Origin of the sequence: Mesorhizobium sp. M7A.F.Ca.US.011.01.1.1 (assembly GCF_003998295.1) — a bacterium.
Classification (GTDB): Bacteria; Pseudomonadota; Alphaproteobacteria; order Rhizobiales; family Rhizobiaceae; genus Mesorhizobium.
In genome coordinates this window covers 74,724-93,076 of sequence record NZ_RZRT01000010.1, presented here as the reverse complement: position 1 = coordinate 93,076, position 18,353 = coordinate 74,724, and the positions used below count along the sequence as shown (strand labels likewise).

The window sequence follows — 18,353 nt, the reverse complement described above, 5'->3', positions numbered from 1 at the left end:
GTTTTTTGTTCATGGAAGCCGCTGTTTTCGAGCGCTTGTGGATTTCGCTCAGTTCTTCGCCTTGTCGACCAGCTTGTTCTTGGAAATCCACGGCATCATCGCGCGCAGCTTGGCGCCGACTTCCTCGATCTGGTGGCTGTCATTGTTGCGGCGGATGCCCTTGAAGCGGGACATGCCGGCGCGGTATTCCTGCATCCACTCCGAGGTGAACTTGCCGGTTTGGATGTCCTTCAGCACGCGCTTCATCTCGGCCTTGGTCTCAGCGGTGATGATGCGCGGGCCTGAGACATATTCGCCCCATTCGGCGGTGTTCGAGATCGAGTAGTTCATGTTGGCGATGCCGCCTTCATAGATCAGGTCGACGATCAGCTTGACCTCGTGCAGGCACTCGAAATAGGCCATCTCAGGCGCGTAGCCGGCTTCCACCAGCGTCTCGAAACCGGCCCGGATCAGCTCGACCAGACCGCCGCACAGCACGACCTGCTCGCCGAACAGGTCGGTCTCGCATTCCTCGCGGAAATTGGTCTCGATGATGCCCGAACGGCCGCCGCCGACGCCGCAGGCGTAGGACAGCGCCAGGTCGAGCGCATTGCCCGAAGCGTCCTGGTTGACGGCGACCAGGCACGGCACGCCGCCGCCCTTCTGGTATTCGCCGCGCACCGTGTGGCCGGGACCCTTCGGCGCGATCATGACGACGTCGACCGTCGACTTCGGCTCGATCAGGCCGAAATGCACGTTGAGGCCGTGTGCGAAGGCGATTGCGGCACCGTCGCGGATGTTCGGCGCGATCTCGTTTTTGTAGATGTCGGCCTGCAGTTCGTCCGGCGTTGCCATCATCATCAGGTCGGCCCATTTGGCGGCGTCCGCCACGCTCATCACCTTGAGCCCGTCGGCCTCGACCTTCTTGGCGGTCGCCGAGCCGGCCTTGAGGCCGATGGCGATCTCCTTGGCGCCGGAATCCTTGAGATTGAGCGCATGCGCCCTGCCTTGGCTGCCATAGCCGATGATGGCGACCTTCTTGCCCTTGATCAGATTGAGATCGGCATCACGATCGTAATAGACGCGCATTTTGTCTTCCTTCCCGTTTTTACAAATCAGAGGCCTTGCGGCCCGGTTTTTGCTCCATGAAGAGCGAGAAACTGCTGCGTCGCCCGCGCGGCATCGCCGCCGATCGCCGCCTCAGTCAATTCCAGCCGGTCGCCGAGCAGCAGACGGATCTGCACGTCGCGGGCGACCAGCCCGAAAAAGGTGCGGAAGGCCGTTTCGGCATCCGCGAAATCCAAAAGCCCGGTCCGTCGGCCGGCCTCAAGCACCGGCTTCAGCCGTTTGGCCAATGCGAAGCGGCCGTTCTCCAGCACCACGGCGCCGAGATTGTCCTTGCCGGAACCGGCATGGCTGACCGCCACCCGGTTGAGGGCGATCGACGTGTCGCTGGAGATCACCTTAAGCCAGTCCGAGGCAAAGCGTTCGAGGCTTGCGGTCAGCGAGGCAAGATCGAGCCCCTTGCCGTCAACCGGCGCCACCCGCACTTTCGAGGCCTGCCACTGCACCGTCGCCGTCAGCAGCCCGTCACGGTCGCCGAACCATTTGTAGAGCGTTTCCTTGGAGCAGCTGGCGCGGCGCGCCACGGCGGTCATGGTCAGATGATCGCCCTCCTCGACCAGCAGCCGCAACGCCGCGTCGAGGACGGCCTTCTGCCGTTCTGTCAGCGCTTCGCTGGTGTCCATATCGGGCAAGATGTGCAACACGCTCTTCTCTCGAAAGGCAGGCCACCGATCACTCGGCAATCCGTACCGTACGTTACGGTTCGGCATATTGCGCATTCCAAGGCCGCACGCAAGAGGACGAGAGCAAAATATCTGCAAGTGGATGAGCGTTGCCGCGCGCGACAAGCCTCGCCTAGTCGCCGGCTGGCGGTTGACGCAGCCGTCCAAGCAATGCCGAGACCATGGTCAGCTCATCCGCCGACAATTTGGCGCCTACCAGTTCCGCAATCGAGCGTCCGTAGACAGCCCACATCTGGCGGCGTGTCTCTCGCCCGCTGGCGGTGATGCGGATGGTCTGGCCACGGCCGTCATCGGCCACCGGCAGTTTCTCCACCAGTCCGTCGGCCTCTAGGCGGGCCAGAAGCCGAGAGATGTTGTATTGCGCGAACAGCGTGCGCTCGATGAGCTGGAACGGCCGCAGCCCGCCCTCACCCGCCTCGGCGAGCTCATGCAGCACGTCGTACCAGGCAAGCGGCGGCAGGCCGGCGGCCTTCAACGCCTCCTCGGCGCTTTCCATCAGCTGGCGCGAAACGCGCATCAGGCGAGCCCAGGCCTTGATGGCTTCGGGCGAAGGCATGGCTTTCTCAGTCATGGTGCATCCCTAGACGATAGATGCAATTGCATCAAGCTTGACGGTCGATGCATGTGCATCTACATAGATGCAATTGCATTAACCCTGGAAAGCCGATCCGATGAAACACGAAACCTGCACACGCGCCGACAAGCTCATTCTCGTCAGCCATCACCTCTGCCCCTATGTGCAGCGCGCCGCGATTTCGCTGGTCGAAAAGGGCGTGCCGTTCGAGCGCATCGATATCGACCTCGCCAACAAGCCGGACTGGTTCAAGGCGATCTCGCCGCTCGGCAAGGTGCCGCTGCTGCGCGTGCAGCGAAATGGCGAGGAAACGGTGGTCTTCGAGTCAGCGGTCATCCTGGAATTCCTCGAAGAGACGCAGGCCAATCCCCTCCACCTTGTCGATCCCTATGCCCGCGCCCGTCATCGCGCCTGGATCGAGTTCGGTTCGGCGACCCTCAACGCCATCGGCCGGTTCTATTCAGCCTCGACCGAGGCTGGCTTCCTTGCCGAATCCAGCGCGTTGTCCGCCATGTTCGATCGCCTCGAAGCCGAGCTGGCGGACGAGCCCGGCGGACCCTGGTTCGCCAGCAAGCACTTTTCGCTGGTCGACGCCGTTTACGGTCCGGTCTTCCGCTATCTCGATGTCTTCGACCGCATCGGTGATTTCGGCATTCTGGACGGCAAACCGCTCGTCCGAGCCTGGCGCAAGGCGTTGAGTGAACGCCCGTCGATCAGGCAAGCCGTGGCGCCGGAGTACCCGCAGCGCCTGCATGCTTTCCTGCAAGCGAAGGGATCGCACCTTTCAGGCCTCATCCGGCAAAACGATCCAGCCACCGCGCCTCGGTCAGCCCAATCCGCTTGAACGGATCGATCACCGTACCGGCCACCATCGAGGCGAGAAACTGCGGCGCCGGCGGGATTTTTGCCACCGTCGCCACCAACCGGTCGCGGATGAAGGGCAGCGCCGCCGAATCCGACTGGTAGAACGGCGTGAATGCCAGCGACAGCGCCTGGAAGATGCGGACATGCCAGCGCCGCGCCTTCGCATAGGCCTCCAGTGCTGCCTCGACACTCGTTGTCCGCACCAGCGCATGGCTGAGCGCCGCCGCGTCGAGCAGCGCCATGTTCGCCCCTTGCCCGAGTTGCGGACTGGTGGAATGCGCCGCGTCGCCGATGACGGCCAATCGCCTACCGGCCGGGAGCTTCATCGTGTGGTGGCCGTAGCGGGCCAGCGAGAGCTGGTCGAAACTGTCGATCTGACTGGTGAACGCCTCGCTCTGTGGCCACAGCCGGACCACCCTTTCCTTCCAGGCGTCCAGACCCACTGCCCGCACTTGCTCGAAATCCGCCGGCTTGAGGCTCCAGAAAAATGCCGCCATCTTTTCAGCACCCGGCTGCGGCCGGCCGATCGGCAGCACGCCGATCATCACGCTCGCTTTGTCGTAGCGTTGCAGCAGCGCATGCTCATCGAAACCGTCGTCGCGCCAACCAAGCGAGGCCCAGAACGCGCCATAGGTGAGTGCTCTTGGCTCGCCTGGAGCGCTCGCGCGGCGCAGTTTCGAGCGCGAACCGCTGGCGTCGACGACGAGGTCGAACGGCCCTGCCCCTCGTCCGTTGCCGCATATCAGCGTCGCCCGTTCGCCGGTCTCCAGAGCCTCGATCTCGACGCCGGTCTCGATGGCGATCGCCTCGCGCTGCGCGGCGCGGAAAAGCACGCCGAACAAGGCCGCCCGGTGCACCGCCAGCCCAAAGCGGCCGCCGCGTTGCGCATCATAGCGGACATCGAGCACGGTGCGGCCGGTGCTGGCATCGGCGCCATGCAGGCGGTCGATGCGGCTGCCCAGCGCCAGTATGTCTTGGAGCAGGCCGAGATCCGCCAGCACAGTCAGCCCTGTCGGCTGCAGAATCAGCCCGGAGCCGACCGGCTTCGGCTCATCGAAGCGCTCGAAGACCGTGACCCGATGCCCGGCACGCTTGAGATAGAGCGCCATGGCCAATCCCGCCGGCCCGGCGCCGGCAATTGCTATGTCGTAGGAAATGCCAATGCCCCCAAGCCGAACTGGCCGGGACAATCCTTCAGCCGCCCGACGAAATCAAGCCGCGGGTTTTAACTGCCGTTCAAGCCTGCATGGCATCAAAGCCGGAACGCGCGTCGCGCACCGCGTCGTGATTGAGTTCGGCCCATAGGATCAGCTGATGCAAGGCGCCGAACATCGAGTGTCCGAGATCGGTCAGGCTGTATTCGACGCTCGGCGGCTTGGTCGGGAATACTTCGCGATGCACATAGCCGTCACGCTGCAAATCATGGAGCGTCTGCGTCAGCATGCGCTGTGAGATATCGGGCACCAGCCGCCGCAATTCGCCAAACCGATAGGGCTTTTCGGCCAGCGCCATCATCAGCAGCGAGCTCCATTTGCCGCTCACCCCCTGGATGACATCGCGGACTGGACAATTTGCAAAATTGCCGCCGCCGGAGATCGCCTTGTAGACCTCCATCTTCGATCTCAGATTGACGATCTTGCTGTCCACCGCTGGTTCCCTGCGCCTGCCTACCTCCCGAAAAACTGCCTTCTTTACGGCCACGGGTCAATTCCTATTTTAGTGCTGGTCTCTTTTTGAGACTTCCACTCGAACCGCCTTAGCGGCGCAATGTCAGGATCTTCCATGACCGAAACCCTTCTCGTCACCGGCGCTTCCGGCCAGCTCGGCCGCGGCGTCATCAACCATCTGCTGGACACGTTCAAGGTTCCAGCGGGCCGGATCATCGCCGCCACCCGCAATCCGGAAAACCTTGCCGAGTTGGCGGCGCGAGGTGTCATCACAAGGGCGGCTGACTTCGACGACACACTATCGTTGGAGGCTGCGTTCAAGGGAGCCGACAGGGTGCTGATCATCTCGACCGGCGAGATCGACCTGCTTCACGGCAAGCGCCTGAGGCAGCACGAGAACGCGGTTGCCGCCGGGAAGAAGGCCGGCGTTTCCCACCTTCTCTACACCTCGATGCCGAATCCAGAACCGGTTTCGCCGGTGCTGTTTGCCAATGATCACTACGGCACCGAGCAGGCGATCAAGGCGAGCGGCATCCCCTACACGATCTTCCGCAACGGCTGGTACCAGGAGAACCTGTTCATGGCCCTGCCGCACGCGATCGCTTCGGGAAAATGGTACACGTCCGCCGGCGACGGCCGCATGGCGCACGGTGCGCGCGACGACATGGCGGCAGCGATCGCCGCCGGCCTCGCTGCCGCATCAAGCGAAAGCGAGACCTACACCTTGACTGGCCCGCAGGCCTACACGACGGCCGAGATCGCCGCCCTGGTAAGCGAGGTCACCGGCAAGCCGCTCGATGTCGTGCCGGTTTCGGATGAAGCCTTGACCGAAGGCGTGAAGGCGGCTGGCGTTCCCGAGGACTTTGCCCGCATCATCGTGTCGTTCGACGCCAACACGCGTTCCGGCCGCATCGCCATGGTGACGGACGCGGTCGAGACGCTTTCCGGCCGGAAGTCGAAGACGCTGAAGCAGTTCCTCGAGGCAAACAAGGCCGCGCTGGCCGGCTAAGATCGGCGTCTTCGTTGGGCGTGTCGAGATTCAGGTCAGGCCGAGCCGAGAATGGCGGGTTCCGAGAACCGGTACGGAGCGGACATTTAGGTTCCGTAAGTACCGGAAGCGCAGGACCTGCTGTTCGCCGGCCGGACTCACCTGAATATCGGCATGTCCTAGATCGCCACCTGCGTGCCGATCTCGACCACGCGCCCGGTCGGGATCTGAAAGTACTCCGTCGCGTCGGCCGCGGTGCGCGCCAAGCCGATGAACAGCCGGTCCTGCCACACCGGCATGCCGGAATTGGGCGAGGCCTTGAGCGAACGCCGTGACAGGAAGAACGAGGTCGTCATGATGTCGAACTTCCAGCCCTGCTTGCGGCAGATCGCCAGCGCGCGCGGGATGTTCGGCTGCTCCATGTAGCCGAAGGTCAGCGTCACTCGCATGAACAACTCGTTGACCGTCTCCATCTTGACCCGGTCGCTGTCGGGCACCACCGGTTGCGGCGCGGTCACCACCGAAAGGATGACGTTCTGCTCATGCAGCACCTTGTAGTGCTTCAGGCTGTGCATCAGCGCGGTTGGCGCGCTGAGTGGATCGCTCGTCAGGAACACCGCGGTGCCGGACACCAGCTGCGGCTTTTTCTTCAACAAATTGCCGGCGAGGAAGTCGAGCGGGATCTCGTTGCGGCGGGTCTTGTCGAACAGATAGCGGCTGCCGCGCACCCAGGTCCACATGGCCAGCACAATGGTGAAGGCCACGGCCAGCGATGCCCAGCCGCCCTCGAACACTTTGACGATGTTGGAGGCAAAAAAGCCGACGTCGATGAAGCCGAACAGCGCCGTCATGGCGACCGCCACCCACAGCCGCCATTTCCAAATCCGCGTCATGACCACAAACAAGAGCACTGTGGTCACCAGCATGTTGCCGGTCACCGAGATGCCGTATGCCGACGCCAGCCTGCTGGATTCACCGAAGCCGACGACCAGCATCATCACCACCAGCGCCAACAGCAGGTTGACGCGCGGCATGTAGATCTGGCCGGACTGTTTCTCCGAGGTGTGCAGGATTTCAAGGCGCGGCAGCATGTTGAGCTGCACCGCCTGCCTCGTCAGCGAGAAGGCGCCCGAGATCACCGCCTGGCTGGCGATGACCGTCGCGGCGGTCGCCAGCACGACCATTGGGATCAGCGTCCAGCCTTCATTCATTTCGAAGAACGGATGGCCGACGACGCCGTTCTTGGCCAGCACGAAGGCACCCTGCCCGGCATAGTTCAGCAGCAGGCACGGGAACACGACCCACAGCCAGGCGAGCACGATCGGCTTGCGGCCGAAATGGCCGAGATCGGCATAGAGTGCTTCCGCGCCGGTGACGGCGAGGAAGATGGCGCCGATGGTCACGAAAGCGACGTCGGGCGAATTGATCAGGAACGCGACGATGTAGTGCGGGCTGATCGCCCACAGGATTTCCGGATCGGCGATGATGTGGTTGAGGCCGGAAAGGCCAATGGCCAGGAACCACACCGCCGTCACCGGGCCGAACACCAATCCTACCCCGCCCGTGCCAAAACGCTGCACCGCAAACACCATGGCAAGGATGACCAATGTCAGCGGCACGACATAGGGCTGAAAAGTCGGCGTGACGACATTCATGCCCTCAACCGCCGACAGCACCGATATCGCCGGCGTGATGACGGCATCACCGAAGAAAAGCGATGCCCCGACAATGCCGATGCCGAGCATCAGCGCCGAGCGCTTGGGGAAACTGCCGCGCGCCAGCGCCATCAGCGACAGCACGCCGCCCTCGCCGCGGTTGTTCGCCCGCAGCACGAACATGATGTATTTGATGGTGACGATGATCGTCAGCGACCAGATGATCAATGACAAAACGCCCAGAATATCGCCGCGCTGGGCGACTTGTCCGCCCGACGACGCCACCAGCGCCTCGCGAAAGGCGTAGATCGGGCTGGTGCCGATATCCCCATAGACGACACCGAGCGCGCCCAGCATCAGAACCTTGGTGCTGTGCTGCTCGACTTCCGAATGGCTCGATTGTTCGACGGGTTCTGCCTCACTACCAGTATTGGTAAGGGCCATGGACGACACTCCGATAAGCGCGCGGTGCTCTACGCTTGCTGCAATGCAATATCAAGTGCCGTCGCGTAATGGCTGCCATGCCTGCCACGCGAGGCTGCCATTGCTACCATCCGCAGGCCTTGAGGAACCGACCCACCGTGCCGGCCATGCCATACTCCAACGCGTCGGCTGTCAACCCATGTCCGATCGACACTTCGGCCAATGCCGGAATGCGCTTGACCAGCGCCGGCAGATTGCCGACCACGAGATCGTGCCCGGCATTGACCTGCAGCCCGGCGTCGAGCGCGGCGTCGGCGGTTTTTCCCAGTCTTTCCAGCTCCTTGGCCGCTTTGGCGGAATCTGTGTGATAGCTGCCATATGGACCCGTATAGAGTTCGATACGGTCGGCGCCGACATCGCGGGCGGCCGCCACCCAATCGGGGTCCGGATCGGAAAACAGCGACACGCGAAAGCCCCCCTTTTTCAGACGCTTGACGATCGGTGTGAGGAACGCGGTCTGGGTCGCGAAGTTCCAGCCATGGTCCGATGTCGCCTGGGTCGGATCGTCCGGCACCAAAGTTACCTGTTCGGGCTGGTGCTTTTCCACAAGCACCAGGAAATCCTCGGTCGGATAGCCCTCGATGTTGAATTCCGCGCGCGGAAACTCGTCGTCGATCAGCGACCGGATTTCTGGCAGATCGGAGTGTCTTGTGTGCCGCTCGTCGGGGCGTGGATGCACCGTCAGCCCATGCGCTCCCGCCGCCAGCGCAATGCGGCCGAGGCCGGTCACGCTTGGCCACGGCAGGTCGCGCCGGTTGCGCAGCATGGCGATGGCATTGAGGTTGACGGAGAGCTTTGCAGGCATGCGGGTGGCCTCGGAAATCATTCAACGCGCCCACCTATAATGCCTTTGACGGGAACAGTAATGCCTTTGGTGGGAACAGACTGGGGGTTTCGCGTGTTCCAAGCCTGATGAGCGAACCCGGGAAAGGACGCACCGATGAATTTTCTCGATGAGGTTCCGGCAGTCCGCCGTATCGACACCAGCCGCGACGACCTTTTCGCCATCGATGTCGTCGGGCACGTTTCCGCGGCCGACGGTGAAAATCTTTTCGGGCTGCTGGAGGCAGCCTATGCCCTGCATCCGCGCATCGATGTGCTGGTGCGCCTCGTCGACCACGATGGCGTCGACTGGGCCGACATCGCGGACGAGACCCTGAAGCAGGGCGCCATTCATGCATTGGAACATGTCGGCCGTTGCGCAACCATCGGCGAACCGGACTGGATAGCGGACGCACAACGCTTTCTGCCGTCCTCACCGCCCATCGAAATGAGGCATTTCAGGGCGGAGGACGAGGCTGCCGCCTGGCAATGGCTTGCCGCACAGCCTATCGGGGCAACAGCATCCGGCGCCCCTACCTGACGATCGTCAGCCGCTCGGCCGCCCGCGTGATGGCGGTGTAGAGCCAGCGCTGGCGGGTTTCCTTGAAGGCCCAGCTTTCATCGAACAGCACAATCTCGTTCCACTGCGAGCCCTGCGCCTTGTGCACGGTCAGCGCGTAACCATAGTCGAAATCGTCGAAGCGCTTCTTCTGCTGCCAGGGGATATCGGCATCGGGATCCTCGAACGCCGCCTTGAGCAGCTTGATCTTGGCGACGCCACGATCCGGATCGTCCTCTTCCGGCGACACCAGAAGATTGATGCCGGGCTTCACCGTCTCGCGCGACGAGGTCATCACCTTCCACAGCGAGCCGTTGAGCAGGCCCTTGGCCGGATCGTTGCGCAGGCAGACGAGCTTGTCGCCGGCCTGCGGATAATCGGCGTTGAAGCCCTTGAGCTCGCGCAGCCGCTGATTGTAGCGGCGACGCGTGCGGTTGGTGCCGACCAGCACCTGGTCCGCCTTCAGCACCAGCTCCTGGGTGACGTCTTCCTTGCCGATCACCTGCGCCGTGCCATAGTCGCCACGCATGAATTCACGGCCCTCGCGCACATCGAGCGCCAGCCGCAGGATCGGGTTGTCGCGCGCCTGCCGGTGGATTTCGGTCAGCAGAAAATCTGGCTCGTGGTCGGTGAAGAAGCCGCCGCCCGAGATCGGCGGCAGCTGGCCGGGGTCGCCCAGCACCAGGATCGGCGTGCCGAAACTCATCAGGTCGCGGCCGAGCTGCTCGTCGACCATCGAGCATTCGTCGATGACGACCAGTTTCGCCCGCGTAATCGGGCTCTGGCGGTTGAGCGAGAAGGTCGGCGACATCGACGTCTTGCCGGTGACCTCGTCCGATACCGATTCCTCGCCCTTCGGCCGATAGATCAGCGAATGGATGGTGCGCGCATTGACCGCGCCCTTGGAGCGCAGCACCTGCGCCGCCTTGCCGGTAAAGGCGGCGAACTGCACCTGGCCGTCGACATGTTCGGCGAAATACCGCGCCAAGGTCGTCTTGCCGGTGCCGGCATAGCCGAACAGCCGGAACAGCTGCGGCTGGCCGGTCTTCAGCCATTGGGCGACCGCCTTCAGCGCGTCGTCCTGTTGGGGAGAGAATTCCATCAGCGCGAGAGACCGGATTCGCAAGGGAAAGACAAGACAACCGCCACCATCATCGATGCGCCGGGACGCTTCAATGCCGCCGACAGGTCAGGCTATCAGGCGCAAACAAGAACGTAAAGGGAACATACAAGCTCGCCCCACACCTTATCGAATCGGCTGGGGATCGTTCTCCAGCAGGATCGGCTTGCCGTGCGGCGTGGCATGCGCGGCGCGCTCCCAAGCCTCAGCCATAGCGTCGACATCCGACTTCGCGGCCAGCCCTTTGGTGGCAAGCAGGCTTTCCAGCGCCGCCAGCCAATGTTCGTAATAATCGTGGCCGTCGGCAGCAGCGCCCGGTCTCTTCACTTCTTCCGACAGCGCCTGCGCCCACTCGCTCCACGAAAACAGGCCCTTGTCGTGCAACGCCACCGTCATGGCGAACGCCTCGGCCTGCCATGGCTCGGCAAACACCGGCGCATCGACGCTCGGCGGCAAATCGGCCATGTCCGAGTCACGCCGGCTCAAGATAGCTCTCCCAGGCATCGATCGACACAACAAGCATCGGGTCGGCGCCCTCGCCCCAGATTTCCGATCCTTCGAAAACCACGGTGTAGACCCATTGCGGGTTTTCGCCGTGGCCATGCGCGTTGCTGTCGGGGAACACGAAGCCATCGCGCACGGCCTCGATTCTACCCTGCTTGCCGCGCGCGTAGCGCGGCAGCCGCGTGTGGCCGGTCGGGTTGAAATTCTTGGTCCGTATAGGATCGCCGGCCTTGAACCGCGCTGGCTGTGCCACCGGCCGGTCGCAAGGCCCGCCCTTGGCCAGCACGGCAGGCACGTTTTCCGCCTTCAGCACCCTTTTCGGTGTCGCAGCCGGATCAACCGCTCGGCCCTCAGCCAAGTCGCGCTCGCTGACAAACCCATGGCGCTTGAGCAGCACCTCCAGCGCCTTGATCCAGATCTCGTAGTAGCTGGAGGCATAATAGTCGGCCGGATGCAGTGATTCCCGCGCATGCCGGCTCTCGTCGATGTTCCAGGCTCCCATGGCGCCGGCAGTCAGCGTCACGCCGAGCGCCCGCCTTTCCCAGGCGGTATGGAAGTAAGGCTCGTCCTGTTCGGGCGCGACGGGACCGAACCCCATCTGCCCGCCGAGATCCTGCGGCCCGTTCATGCCGGCTGCCCCTCTATTTCAGGTCTTTGGGCCAAGCCTGTCCCGATCATCGCATCACGGCTGACCAGTTCCGCCAGCCGCTCCTCGCTCCAGCCCTCGGTGCCCTCGGGCCGCATCGGCACGACGAGATAGCGCAGCTCCGCGGTCGAATCCCAGACGCGGATTTTCTTGTCCGCCGGCAGCGTCAGCCCGAACTCCTCCAGCACGCCGCGCGGATCGATGACGGCACGCGAACGATAGGGCGGCGCCTTGTACCAGACCGGCGGCAGGCCGAGCACCGACCACGGATAGCAGGAGCACAGCGTGCAGACGACGAGATTGTGCGTCTCCTCGGTGTTGAACACCGCCTGCATGTGCTCGCCCTGACGGCCGGTATAGCTCAGCGATTCGATCGCCGCCGTCGCATCGCGTTTCAGCCATTCGGCATAGGCGGGATCGCTCCAGGCCTTCGCCACCACCCTGGCGCCGTTGCGCGGGCCGATTTTCGTCTCGTAGGTATCGACGATGACGTCGATCGCCGCCGGATCGATCAGCCCCTTTTGGGTGAGGATGGTTTCCAGCGCGCGGACGCGGGCGGCAAACGGATCGAGTTCGTTGTCGTGGCCATGATCGTGTGACATGGCTACAAACTACGTTTGCAATGATGCCGCCGCAAGCGCGACGGCTTGGGCCAACGGCATATGGCGTCGGCCCTGTCACATCATTCGGCGGCCGCCCGCTGCGGTTCGGCCAGCATGTCTTCCCTTGGTTTGAACAGCGAGAGCTGGTCGACATCTTCGACCGGGCTCGGCTCGCCCTTGCGACTTGACCAAAGCCCGACCAGCCAGCCCGAGAAATTCTCCATGTAGACATAGATCACCGGCGTCACGAACAGCGTCAGCGCCTGCGAGGCAAGCAGGCCGCCGACAACGGCAACGCCCAGCGGCTGGCGCAGCTCGGCGCTGGCGCCGGTGCCGAGCGCGATCGGGATGGTGCCCATCAGTGCCGCCAGCGTCGTCATCATGATCGGCCTGAACCGCATCAGGCACGCCTTGTGGATCGACTCGGTCGCCGACATGCCTTCTCGTCGCAGTTCGAGCGCGACGTCGACCATCATGATGCCGTTCTTCTTGACGATGCCGATCAGCATCAGGATGCCGATCACCGCGATGACAGACAGATCCATGCCGGCGAAGCGCAGCGCAACAACCGCTCCTAGCACGGCCGACGGCAGGCCGGTGAGGATCGTCAGCGGGTGGATGAAGCTCTCGTAGAGGATGCCGAGCACGATGTAGATGGTCAGGATTGCGCCGCCGACCAGAAAACCCTGGTTGGCAAGAGAATCCTGGAAGGTCTTGGCCGTCCCGGCGAAGGTGGTCGAGATCACCGTCGGCATGCCGATCTGCTCCTTGAGCGCATTGATGCGGGTCACGCTGTCGCCCAGCGCCACGCCCTGCGGCAGATTGTAGGAGATGGTCACGGCCGGAAGCTGGCCGAGCTGGTTGACCGTCAGGGCGCCGGCCGTGCGATCGACCCGGGCGAAGGCGCCGAGCGGAACAAGACTGCCGCTCGCCGTCCTCATCTGGATGGCCAGCATCCGCTCGGGCGACCACTCGATCTTGGGATCGAGCTCGGTGATGACTTCGTAGCTGTCGGCCGAACCGAAGATTGTCGAAACCTGGTCGGTGCCGAACCCGCCATAGAGGGCGGAGCGCAACGTGTCGGTGTCGATACCGAGCTGGGCGGCCTTGTCGCGATCCACCACCAGCGTCGCCTGCAGCGCATTGTTCTGCAGGTCGCTGGTGACGTCGGTGAAGTTCGCATGGTCGGCAGCCATCGCGTCGTTCAGTTTCTGCGCCCAAATATCGGTCAGGCCGGTATCAAGGCCCTGAACCACGAGCTGGTAGGCGCTTGCCGACGACCGCGAGCCCAGCCTCAAATTCTGCACCGGCTGCATGTAGGTCTCGATGCCCGCCACGCCGGCCAGTTGCTTGCGCAGATCCGAAAGCACCTTCTCGATATCGGGGCGCTGGTCCTTGCCCTTGAGCTGGACGAAAAGCTGCCCCTGGTTGAGCGCATTGTTGCCGCTGCCCGCCGACCACGCCACATGGTCGACATAGGGCGAATGCGAGAAGACACTGGCGACCTGTCCTTGCAGCCTGGACATGGCGTCGAAAGAGATGTCCTGACGTGCGATGGTGGTCACCGATATCTGGCCGATGTCCTCCTGCGGGAAGAAACCCTTCGGGGAAGTCTGGATCAGCCACACCGACGCTGCCGCGGTGCCGACGAAGACGAGGAACACCAGGAAGGTGTGGCGCAGGCAGAAGCTCAAGACCCTGTCGTAGCCGCGGGTGATGAGGTCCTGCTTATGGCCGGGGCCATGCTTGTCACGGTCGGCTTTGGTCACCGACAGCAGCCGCGAGCACAGCATCGGCGTCAGCGTCAGCGACACGAACATCGACGCCAGGATGGCGACCGTCACCACGACGGCGAACTCGTTGAAGATGCGCCCGATGACGCCACCCATCAGCAGCACGGGGATGAACACCGCCACCAGCGAAATCGAGATCGAGATGATGGTGAAGCCGATTTCGCGCGCGCCCTTCAGCGACGCATCGAAAGCCGACAACCCCTCCTCCTCCATATGGCGGAAGATGTTTTCAAGCATCACGATGGCGTCGTCGACGACGAGGCCGACGGCGAGCGTCAGGCCCATCAGCGAGATGTTGTCGATGGAAAAGCCGAACAGGAACATCGCGCCGAGCGTGGCAATCAGCGAGATCGGCACAGCCACGGCCGGAATGATCGTCGCCGTCACCCGGCGTAGGAACACGAAGATCACCATGATCACCAGGGCAATGGTGAGCAACAGCGTGAACTGCACGTCGCTGACCGCCTGCCGGATCGAACTGGAGCGGTCGTTAAGCAGCTTGATGTCGGCGGCGGCCGGCATCTGGTCCTTGAAGGACGGCAGCATCGCCTTGACCTTGTCGACGACGTCGACAGTGTTGGCGTCGGGCTGGCGTTGCACCGCCATGATGATCGCGCGGGTGCCATCGTACCAACTTGCGGTGGTGGTGGTCTGCACCGAATCGACCACGCGGGTCACCTCGCCCAGCCGCACGGGATGACCGTTTTTGGTGGCGATGATGATGTTGGAGAAGCCGGCGGCGTCGGTCAGCTGCGTGTTGGCGGTGATGGTGAGCTGCTGCTTGTCGTTCTGCAGCACGCCCAGCGGCGTGTTGCTGTTGGCCGAGGCGACCGCCGCCTGCAGCTGATCGATCGAGATGCCGCGCGCGGCAAGCGCGGTCGGGTCGATCTGGATGCGCACCGCGTATTTCTGTTGGCCGAAGATCGAGACCTGCGCCACGCCGTCGATGGTCGACAGCGACGGCGAGATGACATTTTCCGCGAAAGCATCGAGATCGGTCAGCGGAACCGTGTCGCTGACCAGCGACATCAAAAGGATCGGCGCGTCGGCCGGATTGACCTTGCGATAGCTCGGCGGCGCCGTCATCTGCGGCGGCAATGATTTCTGCGTGCGCGCGATCGCCGCCTGCACGTCGGCTGCTGCCGCGTCGATGTCGCGGTTGAGCACGAACTGGATGGCGATCGAGGTCTGGCCAAGCGAGTTCGTGGTCGAGATCGAATCGATGCCGGCGATGGTGGCGAACTGCTTGATCAGCGGCGTCGCCACCGATGTCGCCATGGTTTCCGGCGAGGCGCCCGGCAGCGAGGCCGAGACATTGACCACCGGGAATTCGGCGCTGGGCAGTGCCGCCACCGGCAGGAACTTGTAGGCGAACAATCCGCCCAGCACGAGGGCGAACGACATCAGAAGGGTGGCGACAGGCCTGCGTATGCAGAATTCGGAGATCATTGGGCTGCCTCGCCGGCTTTGCTCGCCTCGGCCACCTTCGGCGCGGCATCGGCCGTGGCCTTGCCCTCATGCACCGCGGCGCCGTCCTTCAGCCTCGTCTGGCCCTCAGTGACAACTTTCTCGCCGCTTTTCAGCCCCTGGCTGATGGCGCTGTTGTCGCCTTCGGTCAGCGCCACCTGCACCGGCCGCATCTCGACGGTGTTGTCCGGCTTGACGACATAGACGAACGGCCCCTTCTGGCTTGGCTGCACCGCGACCGTGGGAACCGACGTCATCTGCGGCATGATGCCGGCGTCGAGCACGACATTCACATACTGGCCGGGCCATAGCGAAAGATCGGCATTGGGAATGCTTGCCCGCGTGGCAATCGTGCCCGACGCGGTGTCGACGCTGGAGTCGACGAAATCGAGCGTACCCTTGCCGATCGGCGTCGGGTCGCCATCCTTGGTCAGCGTCACCGCGTCCTGCTGCGGGTTGGCGAGCGCCTTGTGCAGCAGGGCCAGATTGCTCTCGGGAAGATTGAAGTTGACCTGCAGCGGGTCCATCTGGGTGATGGTCACCAGCGGAGTGGCCGTGCTGCTGTTGCCATTGCTGACGGTGACGAGATCGCCGACAGCGACGCTGACAGCGCCCAGCCTGCCGGAAATCGGCGCCGTGATCGTGGCGAAGCCAAGCTGGACATTGTCGGCGTCGATTGTCGCCTTGTCGGCATCGACAGTCGCTGCGGCAGCCTTCTGCGCGGCGACGGCCTGGTCGTAGGTCTGCTGCGTGCCGGCCTGCTTGGCGACCAGATCCTTGGCGCGCTGGAGATCCGACTGCGAGCTGGCGAGCATCGCCTGATCCTTGGCCAACGCCGCCTCGTCCTTGGCAAGCTGCGCCTTCAGCGCCCGGTCATCGAGCGAAAACAGAACGTCGCCGACCCTGACCATCTGCCCGTCCTTGACATCGATGGAGACGATCTGGCTGGACACCCGCGCGTTGATGTTGACGACGGCTGGAGAGGAGACGAAGCCGATGGCGTAGCGCCGGATCGGGAAATCGGCTGTCGAAGCGACGGCCGAGAGGATGGAGGCCGAACGGGCGCCGCTGCCGCCACCTGCCGACTTGCCCCCCGTTGCCGGCTTGTCGGTGGTCGGTTTGTCCGCGGCCGCGACCTGCTTTGCGCCGATAAGCTGCTGAACTCTGCTCAGCGTGTCCGGAGACAGATAGAGCCAGGCCGCGCCGACACAGGCGACCGCAAGCAATGAAAGAATGACTTTTCCACGCATCGACAAAAGGCCCTCTCTGTCCGACACGCCATAACCAGGTGGTCGTATTCTAGCGCAACTCACGGCTCACTGCCGCGATTTCGCCGAATAGATAGGACACCCCTTTGTCGGAAAAGGGCCAAAAGGCGGCATTACGAAGATTTAATGTGCACTGCACAATGGATGTGCAACACGGGGCGGCTCCCGATCCGGGGGGCGGTCCGCCGAGAGTCCGGATCCCGTCCCCTACGATCAGATGGTGCGCCCCACGGCCTACCTGAGCATCGGCCAAAGCGTCGCCGCCAGCAGCACGCCCATGGCGATGTTGAACCATTTCAGCCGCACCGGGTCCGACAGGAAACCGCGCAGTGCGGTGCCGAACCCAGCCCACACCGAGACGCTCGGCAAATTGACGATGGTGAAAGCCACGGCGATCAACACCACCGACAGGAACGGGTGCTCGGCATTGGCATAGACGGCCATGGCGGTGATCGCCATCACCCACGCCTTGGGATTGACCCACTGGAATGCGGCTGCCTCGATGAAGCGCATGGGCCGCGCTTTCGTCTCGCCCTTGCCGGTCAGCGTGCGCGACATGGCGATCTTCCAGGCGAGGTACAAAAGATAGGCGCCGCCGGCGATCTTGAGCGCCGTATGCAGCGCCGGAAACGCCGTCAACACAGCGCCGAGGCCAAGACCGACGGCAAGCAGCAGCACGAGGAAACCCATGCTGATGCCCAGCATGTGCGGAACGGTTCTCACGAGGCCGAAATTCACGCCCGATGCCAGAAGCATGAGATTGTTTGGCCCCGGCGTGATCGACGTCACGAAGGCGTAGACAAGCAGGGCAAGGAATGCGTCGAGCGACATGGATATCTTCCCTGACAAGTCAGCATCTTGTCTCTTCTCGGCGACCCCGCAAAGGCTACGGACGGCCTCACATGGAAACTGGCTGACGCGTTCGACGCCAGCCCCGCCGAAGTCCTACATCGCCTGCGGGCCGCGGTTCAACGCTGCCACGCCGGTGCGGCAGATTTCGACCAGGCCGAGCGGTTTCATGATGGCGATGAACTGGTCGATCTTGGAGCCTTTGCCGGTGATCTCGAAGATGAAATGCTCGGTGTTGGCGTCGATGACGCTGGCGCGGAACGCATCGGCCAGCCGCAACGCCTCGACGCGGGCCTCGCCGGTCCCCGCGACTTTGACCAGCGCCAGTTCGCGCTCCAGCGGCCGCTCCTGGCCGGATTCATGCGAACGCACGGTCAGGTCGACGACGCGGTGCACCGGCACGATGCGCTCGAGCTGATGCTTGATCTGCTCCAGCACATGTGGCGTGCCGCGCGTCACGATGGTGATGCGCGACAGGTGCTTCTCATGCTCGGTCTCGGAAACGGTCAGGCTTTCGATGTTGTAGCCGCGCCCGGAAAACAGGCCGATGACCCGGGCAAGCACGCCCGGCTCGTTGTCGACCAGCACGGAAAGCGTGTGGTTTTCCGGCTTTTCCGTTTCCTTGGCGATGAAATAGGCGGAGCCGGTCGGCTGTAGCTGTGCGTTCATGACATGAATCTCGTTTTTCAAGCTCTTGAGCTAATT

Annotated in this window: 18 protein-coding genes; 3 read left to right on the top strand and 15 right to left on the bottom strand. The window is 63.3% G+C overall.

Going from position 1 to position 18,353, the window contains the following annotated elements; all coding sequences use genetic code 11:
• Positions 1–48: 48 nt before the first annotated feature.
• The 3 genes from ilvC to EOA13_RS13460 form a co-directional block, all read right to left on the bottom strand.
• Positions 49–1,068 carry a ketol-acid reductoisomerase gene (gene ilvC, locus EOA13_RS13470; RefSeq protein ID WP_013531065.1) on the bottom strand — a complete coding sequence of 340 codons (1,020 nt, stop codon included), beginning with the start codon at positions 1,066–1,068 and terminating at the stop codon, positions 49–51.
• A gap of 26 nt (positions 1,069–1,094) precedes the next feature.
• A complete protein-coding gene (locus tag EOA13_RS13465) occupies positions 1,095–1,748 on the bottom strand; it encodes a TetR/AcrR family transcriptional regulator (RefSeq protein ID WP_164780063.1) in 654 nt (217 codons plus the stop codon).
• A 151-nt stretch (positions 1,749–1,899) separates the two neighbouring features.
• Positions 1,900–2,358, bottom strand: coding sequence for a MarR family winged helix-turn-helix transcriptional regulator (locus EOA13_RS13460; protein WP_127293167.1), 459 nt, complete (start codon positions 2,356–2,358; stop codon positions 1,900–1,902).
• Positions 2,359–2,458: 100 nt separating this feature from the next.
• Here EOA13_RS13460 and EOA13_RS13455 point away from each other — a divergent pair, with 100 nt between their 5' ends.
• The gene (locus tag EOA13_RS13455) at positions 2,459–3,205 is read left to right on the top strand and encodes a glutathione S-transferase family protein (RefSeq protein ID WP_127293166.1); all 747 of its coding nucleotides are present in this window, start codon (positions 2,459–2,461) and stop codon (positions 3,203–3,205) included.
• Here the strand turns inward: EOA13_RS13455 and EOA13_RS13450 are convergent.
• Both EOA13_RS13450 and EOA13_RS13445 read right to left on the bottom strand, forming a co-directional pair.
• Positions 3,153–4,415 (bottom strand): NAD(P)/FAD-dependent oxidoreductase, encoded by a 1,263-nt coding sequence (locus EOA13_RS13450; protein WP_127293164.1) that lies wholly within the window; start codon positions 4,413–4,415, stop codon positions 3,153–3,155. The two genes, EOA13_RS13455 and EOA13_RS13450, sit on opposite strands and share 53 nt — an antisense overlap.
• Before the next feature lie 46 nt (positions 4,416–4,461).
• A complete protein-coding gene (locus EOA13_RS13445) occupies positions 4,462–4,872 on the bottom strand; it encodes a helix-turn-helix domain-containing protein (protein WP_127293162.1) in 411 nt (136 codons plus the stop codon).
• Between the two features lie 135 nt (positions 4,873–5,007).
• On the opposite strand from EOA13_RS13445, the gene EOA13_RS13440 reads away from it, so the two are divergent.
• A complete protein-coding gene (locus tag EOA13_RS13440) occupies positions 5,008–5,901 on the top strand; it encodes an SDR family oxidoreductase (RefSeq protein WP_127293160.1) in 894 nt (297 codons plus the stop codon).
• A 158-nt stretch (positions 5,902–6,059) separates the two neighbouring features.
• Here EOA13_RS13440 and EOA13_RS13435 read toward each other — a convergent pair whose 3' ends face one another.
• Positions 6,060–7,979 (bottom strand): potassium transporter Kup, encoded by a 1,920-nt coding sequence (locus EOA13_RS13435; protein WP_127293158.1) that lies wholly within the window; start codon positions 7,977–7,979, stop codon positions 6,060–6,062.
• Positions 7,980–8,082: 103 nt separating this feature from the next.
• A complete protein-coding gene (locus EOA13_RS13430) occupies positions 8,083–8,823 on the bottom strand; it encodes a pyridoxine 5'-phosphate synthase (RefSeq protein WP_127293260.1) in 741 nt (246 codons plus the stop codon).
• Between the two features lie 135 nt (positions 8,824–8,958).
• Here EOA13_RS13430 and EOA13_RS13425 point away from each other — a divergent pair, with 135 nt between their 5' ends.
• On the top strand, positions 8,959–9,381 hold the full coding sequence (locus tag EOA13_RS13425; protein WP_127293156.1) for an STAS/SEC14 domain-containing protein: 423 nt from the start codon (positions 8,959–8,961) through the stop codon (positions 9,379–9,381).
• Here the strand turns inward: EOA13_RS13425 and EOA13_RS13420 are convergent.
• The 8 genes from EOA13_RS13420 to ilvN form a co-directional block, all read right to left on the bottom strand.
• The gene (locus EOA13_RS13420; RefSeq protein WP_027034850.1) at positions 9,374–10,501 is read right to left on the bottom strand and encodes an ATP-dependent RecD-like DNA helicase; all 1,128 of its coding nucleotides are present in this window, start codon (positions 10,499–10,501) and stop codon (positions 9,374–9,376) included. The two genes, EOA13_RS13425 and EOA13_RS13420, sit on opposite strands and share 8 nt — an antisense overlap.
• 144 nt (positions 10,502–10,645) lie before the next feature.
• Entirely contained in the window at positions 10,646–11,005 is a 360-nt protein-coding gene (locus EOA13_RS13415) for a nitrile hydratase accessory protein (RefSeq protein ID WP_127293154.1), read from the bottom strand.
• Entirely contained in the window at positions 10,992–11,651 is a 660-nt protein-coding gene (nthB, locus tag EOA13_RS13410) for a nitrile hydratase subunit beta (RefSeq protein WP_127293152.1), read from the bottom strand. Before nthB ends, EOA13_RS13415 begins: the two co-directional genes overlap by 14 nt.
• A complete protein-coding gene (gene nthA, locus EOA13_RS13405; RefSeq protein WP_127293150.1) occupies positions 11,648–12,271 on the bottom strand; it encodes a nitrile hydratase subunit alpha in 624 nt (207 codons plus the stop codon). Before nthA ends, nthB begins: the two co-directional genes overlap by 4 nt.
• An 80-nt stretch (positions 12,272–12,351) precedes the next feature.
• Positions 12,352–15,513: an efflux RND transporter permease subunit gene (locus EOA13_RS13400; protein ID WP_127293148.1), complete on the bottom strand. Its 3,162-nt coding sequence runs from the start codon at positions 15,511–15,513 to the stop codon at positions 12,352–12,354.
• Positions 15,510–16,781 (bottom strand): efflux RND transporter periplasmic adaptor subunit, encoded by a 1,272-nt coding sequence (locus EOA13_RS13395; RefSeq protein ID WP_127293146.1) that lies wholly within the window; start codon positions 16,779–16,781, stop codon positions 15,510–15,512. Before EOA13_RS13395 ends, EOA13_RS13400 begins: the two co-directional genes overlap by 4 nt.
• 252 nt (positions 16,782–17,033) lie before the next feature.
• Complete coding sequence (locus EOA13_RS13390; protein WP_127293144.1) at positions 17,034–17,630, bottom strand: LysE family translocator; 597 nt, start codon at positions 17,628–17,630, stop codon at positions 17,034–17,036.
• A gap of 114 nt (positions 17,631–17,744) precedes the next feature.
• The gene (ilvN, locus tag EOA13_RS13385) at positions 17,745–18,317 is read right to left on the bottom strand and encodes an acetolactate synthase small subunit (protein ID WP_023757090.1); all 573 of its coding nucleotides are present in this window, start codon (positions 18,315–18,317) and stop codon (positions 17,745–17,747) included.
• Between the last annotated feature and the right edge of the window lie 36 nt (positions 18,318–18,353).

Bases quoted from the DNA above. Each gene is read 5' to 3' on its own strand.
- ilvC (WP_013531065.1), bottom strand. From the start codon at position 1,068: ATGCGCGTCTATTACGATCGTGATGCCGATCTCAATCTGATCAAGGGC.
- EOA13_RS13460 (WP_127293167.1), bottom strand. From the start codon at position 2,358: ATGACTGAGAAAGCCATGCCTTCGCCCGAAGCCATCAAGGCCTGGGCT.
- EOA13_RS13455 (WP_127293166.1), top strand. From the start codon at position 2,459: ATGAAACACGAAACCTGCACACGCGCCGACAAGCTCATTCTCGTCAGC.
- EOA13_RS13440 (WP_127293160.1), top strand. From the start codon at position 5,008: ATGACCGAAACCCTTCTCGTCACCGGCGCTTCCGGCCAGCTCGGCCGC.
- EOA13_RS13435 (WP_127293158.1), bottom strand. From the start codon at position 7,979: ATGGCCCTTACCAATACTGGTAGTGAGGCAGAACCCGTCGAACAATCG.
- EOA13_RS13430 (WP_127293260.1), bottom strand. From the start codon at position 8,823: ATGCCTGCAAAGCTCTCCGTCAACCTCAATGCCATCGCCATGCTGCGC.
- EOA13_RS13425 (WP_127293156.1), top strand. From the start codon at position 8,959: ATGAATTTTCTCGATGAGGTTCCGGCAGTCCGCCGTATCGACACCAGC.
- EOA13_RS13420 (WP_027034850.1), bottom strand. From the start codon at position 10,501: ATGGAATTCTCTCCCCAACAGGACGACGCGCTGAAGGCGGTCGCCCAA.
- nthB (WP_127293152.1), bottom strand. From the start codon at position 11,651: ATGAACGGGCCGCAGGATCTCGGCGGGCAGATGGGGTTCGGTCCCGTC.
- nthA (WP_127293150.1), bottom strand. From the start codon at position 12,271: ATGTCACACGATCATGGCCACGACAACGAACTCGATCCGTTTGCCGCC.
- EOA13_RS13400 (WP_127293148.1), bottom strand. From the start codon at position 15,513: ATGATCTCCGAATTCTGCATACGCAGGCCTGTCGCCACCCTTCTGATG.
- EOA13_RS13395 (WP_127293146.1), bottom strand. From the start codon at position 16,781: ATGCGTGGAAAAGTCATTCTTTCATTGCTTGCGGTCGCCTGTGTCGGC.
- EOA13_RS13390 (WP_127293144.1), bottom strand. From the start codon at position 17,630: ATGTCGCTCGACGCATTCCTTGCCCTGCTTGTCTACGCCTTCGTGACG.
- ilvN (WP_023757090.1), bottom strand. From the start codon at position 18,317: ATGAACGCACAGCTACAGCCGACCGGCTCCGCCTATTTCATCGCCAAG.